This window comes from Stenotrophomonas sp. NPDC077421 (genome assembly GCF_049545505.1).
GTDB classification, from domain to species: Bacteria; Pseudomonadota; Gammaproteobacteria; order Xanthomonadales; family Xanthomonadaceae; genus Stenotrophomonas; species Stenotrophomonas nematodicola.
In genome coordinates this window covers 121,133-133,584 of record NZ_JBMWDP010000009.1, presented here as the reverse complement: position 1 = coordinate 133,584, position 12,452 = coordinate 121,133, and the positions used below count along the sequence as shown (strand labels likewise).

Annotated in this window: 13 protein-coding genes; 11 read left to right on the top strand and 2 right to left on the bottom strand. The window is 68.9% G+C overall.

What is annotated here, in order from left to right; all coding sequences use genetic code 11:
• Nucleotides 1-99: 99 nt before the first annotated feature.
• Nucleotides 100-261, bottom strand: a complete 162-nt coding sequence (locus ACPEH1_RS07295) for a hypothetical protein (RefSeq protein WP_423715526.1) — start codon at nucleotides 259-261, stop codon at nucleotides 100-102.
• A gap of 156 nt (nucleotides 262-417) precedes the next feature.
• On the opposite strand from ACPEH1_RS07295, the gene ACPEH1_RS07290 reads away from it, so the two are divergent.
• From ACPEH1_RS07290 to ACPEH1_RS07270, 5 genes are all read left to right on the top strand, one after another.
• Nucleotides 418-939 carry a sigma-70 family RNA polymerase sigma factor gene (locus ACPEH1_RS07290; protein ID WP_423715525.1) on the top strand — a complete coding sequence of 174 codons (522 nt, stop codon included), beginning with the start codon at nucleotides 418-420 and terminating at the stop codon, nucleotides 937-939.
• Nucleotides 936-1,895, top strand: a complete 960-nt coding sequence (locus ACPEH1_RS07285) for a DUF4880 domain-containing protein (RefSeq protein WP_166472697.1) — start codon at nucleotides 936-938, stop codon at nucleotides 1,893-1,895. The genes ACPEH1_RS07290 and ACPEH1_RS07285 overlap by 4 nt, the downstream gene beginning before the upstream one ends.
• 92 nt (nucleotides 1,896-1,987) lie before the next feature.
• Nucleotides 1,988-4,696, top strand: a complete 2,709-nt coding sequence (locus ACPEH1_RS07280) for a TonB-dependent receptor domain-containing protein (RefSeq protein ID WP_423715524.1) — start codon at nucleotides 1,988-1,990, stop codon at nucleotides 4,694-4,696.
• Between the two features lie 13 nt (nucleotides 4,697-4,709).
• Entirely contained in the window at nucleotides 4,710-5,306 is a 597-nt protein-coding gene (locus ACPEH1_RS07275; protein WP_153164526.1) for a biliverdin-producing heme oxygenase, read from the top strand.
• 1 nt (nucleotide 5,307) lies between these two features.
• On the top strand, nucleotides 5,308-6,441 hold the full coding sequence (locus ACPEH1_RS07270; RefSeq protein WP_246864051.1) for a TonB family protein: 1,134 nt from the start codon (nucleotides 5,308-5,310) through the stop codon (nucleotides 6,439-6,441).
• Between the two features lie 45 nt (nucleotides 6,442-6,486).
• Here the strand turns inward: ACPEH1_RS07270 and ACPEH1_RS07265 are convergent, their stop codons facing one another.
• A complete protein-coding gene (locus ACPEH1_RS07265; protein WP_166472695.1) occupies nucleotides 6,487-6,801 on the bottom strand; it encodes a hypothetical protein in 315 nt (104 codons plus the stop codon).
• A 296-nt stretch (nucleotides 6,802-7,097) separates the two neighbouring features.
• Between ACPEH1_RS07265 and ACPEH1_RS07260 the strand changes: the two genes are divergently transcribed.
• From ACPEH1_RS07260 to ACPEH1_RS07235, 6 genes are all read left to right on the top strand, one after another.
• Nucleotides 7,098-7,634: a GNAT family N-acetyltransferase gene (locus ACPEH1_RS07260; RefSeq protein WP_017357421.1), complete on the top strand. Its 537-nt coding sequence runs from the start codon at nucleotides 7,098-7,100 to the stop codon at nucleotides 7,632-7,634.
• A complete protein-coding gene (locus tag ACPEH1_RS07255; protein ID WP_017357420.1) occupies nucleotides 7,631-7,963 on the top strand; it encodes a non-heme iron oxygenase ferredoxin subunit in 333 nt (110 codons plus the stop codon). Before ACPEH1_RS07260 ends, ACPEH1_RS07255 begins: the two co-directional genes overlap by 4 nt.
• 96 nt (nucleotides 7,964-8,059) lie before the next feature.
• Nucleotides 8,060-8,449, top strand: a complete 390-nt coding sequence (locus ACPEH1_RS07250; RefSeq protein ID WP_423715523.1) for a hypothetical protein — start codon at nucleotides 8,060-8,062, stop codon at nucleotides 8,447-8,449.
• A 158-nt stretch (nucleotides 8,450-8,607) separates the two neighbouring features.
• Nucleotides 8,608-10,893: a TonB-dependent receptor gene (locus ACPEH1_RS07245; RefSeq protein ID WP_423715522.1), complete on the top strand. Its 2,286-nt coding sequence runs from the start codon at nucleotides 8,608-8,610 to the stop codon at nucleotides 10,891-10,893.
• Between the two features lie 49 nt (nucleotides 10,894-10,942).
• Nucleotides 10,943-11,632, top strand: coding sequence for a Fe2+-dependent dioxygenase (locus ACPEH1_RS07240; RefSeq protein WP_017357313.1), 690 nt, complete (start codon nucleotides 10,943-10,945; stop codon nucleotides 11,630-11,632).
• A complete protein-coding gene (locus ACPEH1_RS07235) occupies nucleotides 11,625-12,350 on the top strand; it encodes a tetratricopeptide repeat protein (RefSeq protein WP_136006553.1) in 726 nt (241 codons plus the stop codon). Before ACPEH1_RS07240 ends, ACPEH1_RS07235 begins: the two co-directional genes overlap by 8 nt.
• Nucleotides 12,351-12,452 lie beyond the last annotated feature (102 nt).

The following is a 12,452-nucleotide window of genomic DNA, read 5'->3' as shown; positions in this document are numbered from 1 at the left end:
CGATGATCTGTTCTTCGGAAAAGCGCTTCTTCACGTCCAATCTCCTTGTCGTTGAGGATTGGACTCCAAACCGTCGTGCTACTCAATCCCGGGGGGACGTCAGGGGTGATAGTCCATTCCTAAATGCGCCGCTTCTCTTTCCCCGAAGCGCCGAAACATTTTTTGAAGACCGTTTTTATGAATCAGCGGAGGTTTTTCGTCAACAACCAATTGGCTATCGAGAACTGATATTTGAATCTCATCAACTATCGTTACATCCACCTACATTTCAACGAGGCTCTTTCCTACGCACTGATGCTGCAGCGAAAGCAGCCGGTGCGCCTGCGCGCTCCGCGCTGCACCGCCTACCAGCCCCCGCCCTCCCTCCCGCCCCCAATCATGCAATAATGCGAACACTTCTCATTTGCATAGATCGCAATGTCGTCCCCGGTCGTCTCCCCTGATGCGCTCGCCTCGCTGTTCCGTGAGCATCACCGCTGGCTGCTTGCGCGGCTGAGCCGCCAGATGCGCTGCCGCTGGGACGCCGAGGATCTGACCGCCGAGACCTTCACCCAGGTGGCGGCCTCGCGCACGCCGCTGGCGAGCATCGTGGAGCCGCGTGCGTTCCTGACCACCATCGCCAAACGGCTGCTGTTCCACCTGCGCCGCCGGCGGGACCTGGAGCAGGCCTGGCTGGAACAGCTGCGGCACAGCCCGGAAGCGTTTTCGCCCTCGCCGGAGGAGCGCGCCCTGCTGCTGGAAACGGTGCTGCTGGTCGACCGGGCCATGCAGGGGCTGCCCGCCGCCGCCCGTGCGGCCTTCCTCTACAGCCAGCTGGACGGCCTGGGTCACGACGAGATCGCGCGCCGCCTTGGCGTGACGGTGCGCACCGTCGGCCGCTATCTGCGCCAGGCCTGGCAGTGCTGTCTGGAGGATCTGCGTGAGGCGGCCGCCGGATGAGCGCGACCACGCCCGAGCGGATCGCGATGGCCGCTGCCATCGACTGGATGGTGCTGCTGCAGTCCGGCCACGCGAGCGCCGATGCGCCAGCGCGGCTGCAGCACTGGCTGGATGCGGCCCCGCTCCATCGGCAGGCCTGGGACGAACTGCAGCAGGTGCAGCACCGCTTCGAGCGGCTGCGCAACGTCGCCGCACAGCACCCGGGCCAGACCCAGCAGGCGCGCGCGCTGCTGTTGCGCCCGACGCGACGGACCGCGCTGCGCTCGCTGGCCGTGCTTGCCGTCACCGGCGCGGGCGCCGCTGCGTGGGCGGACCGTCAGTTCCCGCTGCGCGAGCTGGGCGCGGACCTGCGCACCGCCACCGGGCAGCGCCGCCGCTTCGCGCTGGATGACGGCAGCAGCGTGGTGCTCGATGCGCGCAGCGCGGTGGATGTGGTCTTCGACAGCACCCGTCGCCAGCTGTGGCTGCGCGGTGGCCGGGTGTTGCTGGAGGCCGCCGCCAACCCGCGCACGCTGGTGCTGCATGGCCTGTACGCACGGGTGACGCTGCTGCGCGGCAGCGTGATGCTGGAGCGCGACGATGAAGGCAGCACGCTGTCTGTGCTGGGCGACCACGCGCTGCTGCACGGCCAGGACGGCAGCCGCCTGCACGTGCAGACCGGCTTCTCCGCGCGCGCTACCGCGCATGGACTGACTGCCAGCGGCCCGCATCCGGCGCAGGTGACCGACTGGGTACGCGGGCAGGTCAGCCTGGACAACGCCCCGTTGTCGGCCCTGATCGCGCGGCTGCGCCCCTACCGCCCCGGTTTCCTGCGCGTCTCCGAGGCGGCCGCCGCGCTGCATGTGCAGGGCGTGTTCGCACTGGACGACAGCGATCGCACCCTGCGTGCACTGGCCGAAACCCTGCCGCTCACGGTCCGCCAGTACGGGCCGGTGACCCTGATCGACCGCCGATGACGGCGTCCCCGCACGTTTCTGCCACCGCCGTGTCCGGTTTTCCGCGCTCGATACACACCTCTATCCGAATCCCCTATTCGGACGCCGCATCGATGCCTGCTTCACGCCTGTTCCGCCCTTCCTGCCTGGCCCTGGCCCTGGCCCTGTCGCTGGCCGCCACTGCCCCGCTGGTACACGCGCAGACCGCACCCGGTGCGTCCGCCACGCTGGATTACCACATCGCGGCCGGCCCGCTGGGGGCTACGTTGAACCGCATCGCTGCCGATGCCGGGCGCACCCTGTCAGTGGGCCCGGCTCTGGTCCGTGACCTGCGCGCGCCGGCCGTTGAAGGCCGCATGTCCGTCGAGCAGGCCGCTGAGCAGGCATTGCAGGGCAGCGGGCTGGCGCTGGTCACCACCGCCAGCGGCGCACTCACGGTGCAGCGCGCGCCGGCCAGCGGCGTGCAGCGCGTGGGCACCCTGCGCGTGCAGGGCGACCAGGGCAACCGCACCGTGCTGGGCAATGAGCGCCTCAGCCCGGCCGACCGGCCCTACGCCTCGCCGCAGTCCGGCGCGTACCTCTCGCAGGAGCAAATCGAGCGCTTCCGCGGTACCCAGGCCGGCGACATCTTCAAGAGCGTGCCGGGCGTGCTCAACGGTGACAACCGCAACTCCGGCGCGGTGGATCTCAACATCCGCGGCATGCAGGGCTTCAACCGCGTCCCGGTGGTGATCGACGGCAGCCAGCAGCAGGTCACGGTGTACCGCGGCTACGCCGGCGTGGCCGGGCGCAGCTACATCGATCCGGACATGATCGGCGGCATCAACATCGAGAAGGGCCCCAGCGCGGGCGCCGAAGGCGTGGGCGCGATCGGCGGCGTGGTCAGCATGCGCACGCTCAATGCCGAGGACATCATCACCGGCGACAAGGACTGGGGCATCCGCCTCAAGGGCGGCTTCAGCGACAACAGCACCTCGCCGCCGCCGGCCTACACCACCGGCGGCCTGCGCAATGGCGGGCAGTTCCTGACCGACTGCGGTGGCGGCCGCACCTGCACCCGCCAACCGGTGCCCACCACGTTCGCCGACGACACCGGCATGGACCGCCCCGGCACCGGCACCCCCACCGGCGGCAGCGGCAGCCTGGCCGTGGCCAAGCGCTGGGACCAGTTCGAGGTAGTGGGCGTCTACGCGCGCCGAAAGACCGGCAACTACTTTGCCGGCGAGAATGGCCCCAATGCACCGGAACCGGTGCTGTCCACCCGGCGGACCACCGACAGCCGCGGGCGCTGGGTGGAGTACACCACGGTCAACTTCGAGGGACTGAACCGCTTCCGTGCCGGCGAGGAAGTGCTCAACACCTCCGTGGACAACCAGTCCTGGCTGCTCAAAGGCACCTGGAAACCCACCGCGCACCAGGCGCTGGAGGTGGGCCACATGAAGTTCCAGAGCCGCTACGGCGAGCTGATGCCCTCGGCGATCCTGCGCGGGGAAGGTGCGCTGCAATCGGCCCTGAGCGACGTGGATGCTGATACCTGGACCGCGCGCTACCGCTGGAACCCGGACAACGACCTGATCGATTTCAAGGCCAACGCCTGGAAGACGATGCTCGACAACACCATCCGCAACACGTACTCGTTCCCGGCGCTGCCGCCGGAGTTCACCTATATCGAAGTGACCTACCGCCAGGCCGAACGCTGGGGCATCGACGCCACCAACACCTCGCGCTTCATCACCGGCTGGGGCGACATGGCGCTGCAGTACGGGCTCACCCACGGCAAGGAAGACGTGCACCCGATCAGCGCGACGCAGAGCTTCAGCAGCAACAATGCCAAGCGCCAGGAAAGCAGTGCCTTCCTGAGCGGTGAGTGGGTGCCCACCGACTGGCTGAAGGTGGACGCCGCCGTGCGCCACACCCGCTACAGAAGCTACGACCGCCAGATCAGCCAGGTACCGTCGACGACACGCCCGATCATCTTTACGCCGACCCACCTGGAAGGGCGTGGCAACGGCACCACGCCGATCGCCGCGCTGACCTGGACGCCTGTCGACGGGGTGCAGGTGTACGCGCGCTATGCCGAGGCCATGCGCATGCCCGGCCTGTTCGAGACCAGCTCGGGCCCGGTACCGACCACGCGTCCGATGGACCTGCGTCCCGAACACGCCAGGAACCGCGAGTACGGTGTCAACCTGCTGCGCGATGGCCTGTTCACCGGCCGTGACAAGGCGCGCCTGAAAGTCGCCTACTTCGACAACCACGTGAAGGACTATCTGACCCGTACCACGATGCAGCTGGACGGCTGGGTATCCGCACCGGTGATCGAGAACATCGACCGCGCCGACTTCAAGGGTTACGAGCTCAGCGCCGAGTACAGCACGCCGCGCTTCTTCGGCGAGCTGTCGGGTACGTACTACACGTACACCAACTTCTGCCACAGCGGCCGCGCGTATCCCACCCGGACCGAGGCGTGCCACGCCGGCGGTGTCAACGACAGCTACGCCAGCAACCACATCCCGCCGCGCGCGGCCGGCGCGCTGACGTTGGGCACCCACCTGTTCGAGCAGCGCCTCACCGCCGGCACGCGGGTCAGCTACACCGGCCACCGGCCGATGCGCGAGGCCGGTGCCAGCCTGATCCCGGTGGTGGACTGGGGCTCGTACGTGCTGGTGGACGTATTCGCCAACTACCGCCTCAACGACCACGTCGCCGTCGACCTCACCGTCGACAACCTCACCGACCGCTACTACATGGACGCCATGACGCTGGGCCTGATGGCCTCGCCGGGGCGCACGGTGCGGTTGGGCTTCACCGTGAACTTCTAAGGAGCGCCCGCCCATGTCCACGACATCCCCTGCTGCCGCCGCCCCGACCCGCAGTCAGCGGCTGAAGGCAGCCACCCACGCCACTCACGACCGGCTCGACCAGCGCATCATGCGCGGCGACCCGTTTGCCTCCATCGACACCTACCGCCGCTTTCTGCGCGTGCAGTACCGCTTCCACCGCGACATCGCCGCGCTGTACGCGGTGCCGGCGCTGCACGCGCTGGTGGAGGATCTGGCCGAACGCCAGCGTCTGCAGGATCTGGCGGCCGACCTGGCCGACCTCGGCGAGCCCGTGCCGGCCGATGACGGCCGCGCACTGCCGGCCGACGTCGATCTGGCCACAGCGCTGGGATGGCTGTACGTCGCCGAGGGCTCCAACCTCGGCGCGGCGATCCTGTTCAAACTGGCCGCACGCATCGGCCTGGATGAGACCCGCGGGGCGCGTCACCTCGCCGGACACCCGGAAGGGCGCGCCCGGCACTGGCGCCAGTTCACCGCGGCGCTGGACGGCGCCGCGCTGGACCCGGCCCAGGAGCAGCGGATGATCGACGGTGCCACCCAGGCATTCGTGCGCGTGCACGGCTATGTCGAACAGGCGTTCGCGGCCTGAGATGGACGCCACCCAGCCCACCCTCGCCGTCCCGGCCGTCCGCCCACGTCACCGCGTGGTGCGTGCCGGTTACCTGCTGCTCGGGCTGCTGATGGTGGGCCTGGGCATCATCGGGGCGCTGCTGCCGGTGATGCCCACGACCATTTTCATGATCCTGGCGGCGGCCTGCTTCGGCAGATCCTCGCCCCGTTTCGAACGCTGGCTGCTGCAGCACCCCCGCTTCGGCCCGCCGCTGGTGCTGTGGCGCGAGCAGGGGGCGATGTCGCGCCGTGCCAAGGCATTCGCCTGCGGTGGCATGGCCGTCGGCTTCGCCGCGTTCTGGATCGTCGCCCATCCCTCGTTCGTGCTGTGGATCGCCGTGGCGATCGGCATGGGCGGCTGCGCGCTGTACCTGCTGTGCCGCCCGGTTCCGCGCGGCACCCCGCCCAGCCGGCTGCTGCAGATTGCCGAACGCCATGCGCATGGCCTGGCGGCCGTACTGACCGTGCTCGCCCACGTCACCGTCTTTGCCCTGCTGCTGTGGACCCGCGTGCCGACCGCGCCGGACCTGCCACCGCCGCCCGCCGAGCGCACCCAGCTGGTGCTGTTGCCGCCCCGTGCGCCGGAAGTGCCACTGGAGGAGATCGTCGCACCGACCCCGAGCACGGCCGCGTCGGTGCAGCAGCAGAAACCCGAGCCGCCGCGCCCGCTGCCGGACACCCCGCCGCGCGCCGCAGCGAACTGGGTGATTCCGCCGCCGACGCCGCCACTGCCCACGGTCGAATCGCCCGCGCCGCGGCAGCAGGACGCGTCGGTGGCCGCGGCACCGCTCACGCCGCCGCTGCCACCCGGCCCCAGTGAAGCCACGCCTGGCCGCGACAGCTGGGAAGGCCGCGTCATGGCGCGGCTGGAACGCTTCCGCCGCTACCCCAATGCAGCGCGCGCGCGGCGCCAGGAAGGCATCGTGCAGGTCCGCGTGAGCCTGGCCCGCAACGGCACCCTGCTGGCGCTGTCGCTGGAACAGTCGTCCGGCTTCCCGCTGCTCGACCAGGCCGCACTGGAAACCTTCCGCCGCGCCGCGCCGCTGCCGGCCGTGCCCGACGAACGCCCGGCGCCGGTGGAACTGTCGTTCCCGGTGGAGTTTTTCATGCGCTGACAAGCGCGGCGGCCACACTGCAGCCGCGGGAACGGCTGCGGCGTTTCATTGCTTGCCTTCGAAGCGTTTGCGCTTGCGACTACGATTGCGACTGCGGTTACGCCTACGGCGCTCTATCTTTGGACTGCGCCGGGATGCCAGAAGAGAAATGATGCACAGCGCGACACCCACCACAGCCCATTGCATGCCGATGATCAGATGCGCGCGGGGCTCTCCAAAATAGATCACCAGTGCATAATCAATTCCGCATTTCGCGCGACATGGGATCGGCCCTTGAGCCAAGCCACGCATTACCGCGCCGCCATACGCGATAATGATCAAACCAATTGACAACCCAAATCCGCGCGCCCAGGCGCTCATCCCCGACCTCTCCCCCGCTTTGTTTGGCCACCCCTCAGGACCGAGAGCCCCCGTATTTCCCGGCTTGATCGAGCGCAGGAAGCTCTCCAGCCAGCGCGTCCCCGCCCCCATCTCGCCCCCTCTGCGCATCATTGCACGTCAGTGACGTTTCCCGGCCACTGCAGGCGGACATTCAATCAACCTTGATCTATTCATCGAGCAGCCACGTTCCGTTGCATTTGGCATCGTTGCATGGACGAATCCCCAAACAGGGCGGGAGCGTTTCCAGCCCGCCCCGGCCCGCCTAGAATGTGCCCATGACCACCCTCACCTTCCGTGCGGCCACGCTGGCCGACATCCCCGCCCTTGTTGCCCTTGTCACCGCTGCCTACCGGGGTGATGCCAGCCGGGCCGGCTGGACCACCGAGGCGGACATGCTCGATGGCGCCCGCATCGACCCGCAGGGTCTGCAGGCCGATATCGAACGTCCGCGCAGCACCATCCTGCTGGCCGAACGCGAGGGCCGTCTGCTGGCCTGCGCGCATGTGGCCGACGACCAGGGCAAGGGCTATTTCGGCATGTTCGCGGTCGAACCGACCCTGCAGGGCGGCGGCGTGGGCAAGCAGGTGATGGACGCCGCCGAAGCCCATGCGGCTGCGGCGTGGCAGCTGGATGTGATGCAGATGACGGTGATCGACATCCGCGACGAGCTGATCGCCTTCTATGAGCGCCGCGGCTACCGCCGCACCGGGATCAAGAAGCCGTTCCCCTACGGTGACGAGCGCTTCGGCATCCCCAAGCGCGATGACCTGCAGTTCGAGATCCTTGAAAAGCCGCTGGTGGCCCAGGCATGAGCGACACCTGGACCTTCGTCTGCGCCAGCGCCGAGCTGCTTCCCGGTGAGATGAAGAGCACCTTCGACGAGGTGACCGGCACGCCGATCGTGGTGTTCAACCTCGATGGCGAGCTGTATGCACTGGAAGACCAGTGCACGCATGACGAGTTCGAGCTGTCCTCGGGCACCTTCGACACCGCCGAGGGCAGCATCGAGTGCGTACTGCACGGCGCGCGCTTCGACATCCGCGACGGCCGCGCCCTGTGTGCGCCGGCCTACTCGCCGGTGTCCCGGTTCCCGGTGAAGCGCGAGCACGACGCCGTCTGGACCCGCGACGACCGCGACTGACCGGTTTCGACGCCTGAATGGCGGGTCTTTGATAACGCGAATTGTTGCTATTAACATAGGCATTGCGGCGCTTTGGCCGCTCCTGCCTGGTCCTTCGTGTTTCGTCGCCGCCGCCGCTTCGGTATCGCCGCCCTGTGGGCCACGCTCTGCGTGGTGCTGCTGGGCCTGGCGTGGCCGGGCGACAGTGGCCGACCGGGTGCACCGGGCCGCCCCGCGGCTGCCGTCGAGGCGGCCGGCCGCAGCACCCTCGACCTCGTCTCGCACGCCCCGCCGGCGCCTGCTCCGGTTCCCGAGGGGGTGCACGCGGCCCGGCTGGGCAGCGAGACCGGCGGCGACGCCGACTCGGACAGCACTGCCATCCGTCGCGCCAGCCACCGGACCCCGTGGATCGCCCGGGTGCCACTGTGGCGCGCCGACGCGCTGCGCTGGCAGCGGCTGGAACCCGCGCTGCGGCTCAATCCCGGCCACGCCCCTCCCTACGCCTGATCCCGGCGTCAACGCCCTGCGTTGATGCCCTGCACGCCTGCGCGCCGCGGCGTCGTGGGCCATGCCTGCCCGCTCCTGTCCGCTGTCTTCCCGCCCCACACCCACCGGCCGCGACGCTCCGCCTGTTCCGGCCCCTGTCCGCATCCCCAGGAAATCCCATGACCGTCCGCCCCACTCCGCTGTCGTCCGCCCTGCTGCTGGCCATCGCCGCCCCCGCCCTGGCCCACGCCGAGACCGACGCGGGCGCCGATCCGCAGCGCGCCACCGAGCTGGATGGCGTCGATGTGCACGGGGAGCGCGTGCGCCCGCAGTCGTCCAAATTCACCGCGCCGCTGCTGGACACCCCCAAATCGGTCAGCGTGATTTCCCAGCAGGTGATCGAGCAGACCGCCGCCACCACCCTGCTCGATGCGCTGCGCACGGTCCCCGGCATCACTTTCGGCGCCGGTGAAGGCGGCAACCCGACCGGCGACCGTCCCTTCATCCGTGGCTTCGACTCGGCGTCGGACATCTACGTGGACGGCCTGCGCGATGCCGGCAGCCAGACCCGCGAAGTGTTCGCGATCGAGCAGATCGACGTGGTCAAGGGCCCGAGCTCGGCCTACTCCGGCCGCGGCTCGGCTGGCGGCACCATCAGCCTGGTCAGCAAGACCCCAAAGCTGGACAACTTTGTGCAGGGCTCGCTGGCCGCCGGCACCGACAGCTACCGCCGCGGCACGCTGGATGCCAACCAGGTGATCGGTGACGGCACCGCCGCCCGCGTGAACATCATGAGCCACGATGCCGATGTGGCCGGCCGCGACGCGGTCAACAGCAGCCGCTGGGGCATCGCGCCGTCGCTGGCGTTCGGCCTGAACGGCCCGACCCAGGCGGTGATCAGCCATTACCACATGGAAACCGACGACCTGCCCGACGCCGGCGGCTTCCCGTACAACAACCCGTTCACCAGTGGCCCCAACCTGCCGCTGAACGGCGACGGCAACCCGATCGTGACCAACCGCGATGCGTTCTACGGCCTGGTGGACCGCGATTTCCAGAAGACCAAGGCAGACATCACCACGCTGAACCTGTCGCACGACCTCGGCGGCATCGTCCTGCGCAACATCACCCGCTACGGCGACACCCGCAACGACTACCTGTGGACCCAGCCGGACGACAGCAAGGGCAACCCGAACCTGTTCGGTACGATCTGGCGCCGCACCAACTCGCGCGCCACGCAGACCGACAGCTTCGTCAACCAGACCAGCGTCACCGGCGAGTTGGAGACCGGCCCGCTGCGCCACAGCTTCACGGCCGGCGTGGAATACAGCGATGAGAAGACCGTACGCGGCAACTACGTGATCGGCGACGTGGTGCGCCCGAACGGCCAGACCACCGGCGGCACCAACAACCCGGTCACCGGCAACCAGAGCTGCCCGACCACCGGCGCGGCCACCGGCTACAACTGCACCGACCTGACCAACCCGAACCCGAACGACCCGTGGTCGGCGACCCACACCTTTACCCGCAGCAACCCGCTCAACGATGCGCGCCAGACCACCCGCACCACGTCGGCCTATGTGTTCGACACCATCAGCTTCAGCGAACAGTGGATGTTGAACCTGGGCGCGCGCTTCGACGACTACAGCACCCATCTGTTCAGCCCGACCGCGGCGGCCAACGCGCAGCACCTGCGCAACGACACCTCGTTCTGGAATGGCCAGGCCGGGCTGGTCTACAAGCCGGTCGCCAACGGCAGCATCTACCTGTCGTGGGGCACCTCGTCCACGCCGGTGGGCGTGGATGCCGGCGACGGCGCCGACGGCATCACCGCGACCATCAAGGACCTCGAACCGCAGCGCAGCCGCAACATCGAGCTGGGCACCAAGTGGGACCTGTTCGATGCCCGCCTGTCGCTGACCGGTGCGATCTTCGAGACCGAGATGACCAACGCCCGCGTGCTCAGCGACGCGGGCACCACCCAGAACGCGGGCCGCAAGAAGGTCAAGGGCGCCGAGATCGGCTTCAGCGGCACCATCGTGGAGGGCTGGCAGGTGTTCGGTGGCTACACCTACCTGGATGCGGTGGTCGAGGACAACGGCTTCCTGCTGGTCAATGGCGTGTACGTGCCTTCGCCGTACAACGGCAACCAGTTCCCCAACACCGCCAGGCACAGCGCCAGCCTGTGGACCACCTGGGCCCCGTCGTTCGTGCCCGGTCTGAGCCTGGGCGCCGGCGCCAACTACGTGGACAAGGTGTACGGCAACGTCAACAACACCAAGTGGGTGCCGTCGTACACCCGCTGGGACGCGATGGTGGGCTACCAGTTCAACCCGCGCTACAGCCTGCAGTTGAACGTGCAGAACCTGACCAACAAAACCTACTTCACCAAGGCGTACGCTTCGCACTTCGCCGCCATCGCGCCGGGCCGTTCGGCAACGCTGGCGTTCAACTTCACGTTCTAAGCCACACGCCACCTCCCGCGCGCCTGCGCGGGAGGTGTTGGAGCCGACCATGCTGCTGCACATTCCCGACGTTCTCACCGCCGAGCAGGTCAGCCTGGCCCGCCGGCAACTGGCCACCGCCGGATGGACCGACGGGCGCCTGACGGCGGGCTATCAGTCCGCGCAGGCCAAGCACAACCTGCAGCTGCCCGAGTCCGACCCGGCCGCCCGCGCGATCGGCTCGATCATCCTTGACGCGCTCGGCCGCAACAGCACCTTCTTCTCCGCGGCCCTGCCGCGCCGCATCTTCCCGCCGCTGTTCAACTGCTACCAGCCGGGGCAGACGTTCGGGTTCCATGTGGACAACGCCGTGCGCTACGACTACAGCGCCGCCGGCCAGCCGCAGCCGGTGCGCACCGACCTGTCGGCCACCCTGTTCCTGAGCGATCCGGACGAGTACGAGGGGGGCGAACTGGTCATCGAAGACACCTACGGCAACCAGCGGGTCAAGCTGCCGGCCGGCCACATGGTGCTCTACCCCGGCACCAGCCTGCACCAGGTCACCCCGGTGACCGCCGGTGCGCGGCTGGCGTCCTTCTTCTGGATCCAGAGCATGCTGCGCGACGACGGCCAGCGCCGCCTGATGTGGGACCTGGACGTGTCCATCCGACGCCTCACCCACGATCACCCCGAACACCCCGCGCTGGTCAATCTCACCGGCGTGTATCACAACCTGCTGCGGCAGTGGGCCGATGTCTGAGCCGACCACCGGGGCATTGGATGCCGACGCGCTGGTCGCGCTGATGCAGCGCGATCCTGCGGCGGCGCTGGCCGCGCTGGAAGCCACCGCCCAACGGGGCGACGCGCAGGCGCAGTTCCTGCTCGGGCAGGCGCGCATGGAAGGCCGCGGCGTGGCCCAGGATGCCGCCGCCGCCATGCTCTGGTTCGAGCGCGCCGCCAACGGCGGCCTGGCCATCGCCGCCAACATGTTGGGGCGCTGCCATGAGCTCGGCACCGGCACCCCGGTCAACCTGGAACTGGCCGTGGTCTGGTACCGCCGCGCCGCCGAGGCGGGGCTGGACTGGGGCCTGTACAACCTGGCCAACCTGGTGGGCACCGGGCGCGGCACCGCACGCGACGAGCGCGCCGCGTACGCGCTGTACCTGCGGGCAGCCCAGCGCGGCCATGCCAAATCGATGAACCTGGTGGGCCGCTGCCTGGAAGACGGCATCGGCGTGGCGGCCGACCCCGCCGCCGCGCCGGCCTGGTACCGGCGCTCGGCCGAGGCCGGCGACTTCCGCGGCCAGGCCAGCCATGCCTCGCTGCTGCTCGCGGCCGGCCAGGTGGACGCCGCAGTGAGCTGGCTGCAGCGCGCGCTCGCCACCGGCAGCCCGTCGTTCCAGGCGCATATCCGCCCGCTGCTGGCCGCCTCCCCGCATGCGCAGGTCCGCGCGCTGCTGGACGACGGCAGCGCCTGACTACAGTCGCAAATCATTCGCATTTGCGTCGGATAACCAATCTCACCTACAATCCCGCCGCCCCACGCCCCACCCTGCGCCGCTGGCCATCCGCCTGAGCCG

What these genes read in the sequence shown, in the direction of transcription:
- ACPEH1_RS07290 (WP_423715525.1), top strand. Translation starts at nt 418, where the DNA reads ATGTCGTCCCCGGTCGTCTCCCCTGATGCGCTCGCCTCGCTGTTCCGT.
- ACPEH1_RS07285 (WP_166472697.1), top strand. Translation starts at nt 936, where the DNA reads ATGAGCGCGACCACGCCCGAGCGGATCGCGATGGCCGCTGCCATCGAC.
- ACPEH1_RS07280 (WP_423715524.1), top strand. Translation starts at nt 1,988, where the DNA reads ATGCCTGCTTCACGCCTGTTCCGCCCTTCCTGCCTGGCCCTGGCCCTG.
- ACPEH1_RS07275 (WP_153164526.1), top strand. Translation starts at nt 4,710, where the DNA reads ATGTCCACGACATCCCCTGCTGCCGCCGCCCCGACCCGCAGTCAGCGG.
- ACPEH1_RS07270 (WP_246864051.1), top strand. Translation starts at nt 5,308, where the DNA reads ATGGACGCCACCCAGCCCACCCTCGCCGTCCCGGCCGTCCGCCCACGT.
- ACPEH1_RS07265 (WP_166472695.1), bottom strand. Translation starts at nt 6,801, where the DNA reads ATGAGCGCCTGGGCGCGCGGATTTGGGTTGTCAATTGGTTTGATCATT.
- ACPEH1_RS07260 (WP_017357421.1), top strand. Translation starts at nt 7,098, where the DNA reads ATGACCACCCTCACCTTCCGTGCGGCCACGCTGGCCGACATCCCCGCC.
- ACPEH1_RS07255 (WP_017357420.1), top strand. Translation starts at nt 7,631, where the DNA reads ATGAGCGACACCTGGACCTTCGTCTGCGCCAGCGCCGAGCTGCTTCCC.
- ACPEH1_RS07245 (WP_423715522.1), top strand. Translation starts at nt 8,608, where the DNA reads ATGACCGTCCGCCCCACTCCGCTGTCGTCCGCCCTGCTGCTGGCCATC.
- ACPEH1_RS07240 (WP_017357313.1), top strand. Translation starts at nt 10,943, where the DNA reads ATGCTGCTGCACATTCCCGACGTTCTCACCGCCGAGCAGGTCAGCCTG.
- ACPEH1_RS07235 (WP_136006553.1), top strand. Translation starts at nt 11,625, where the DNA reads ATGTCTGAGCCGACCACCGGGGCATTGGATGCCGACGCGCTGGTCGCG.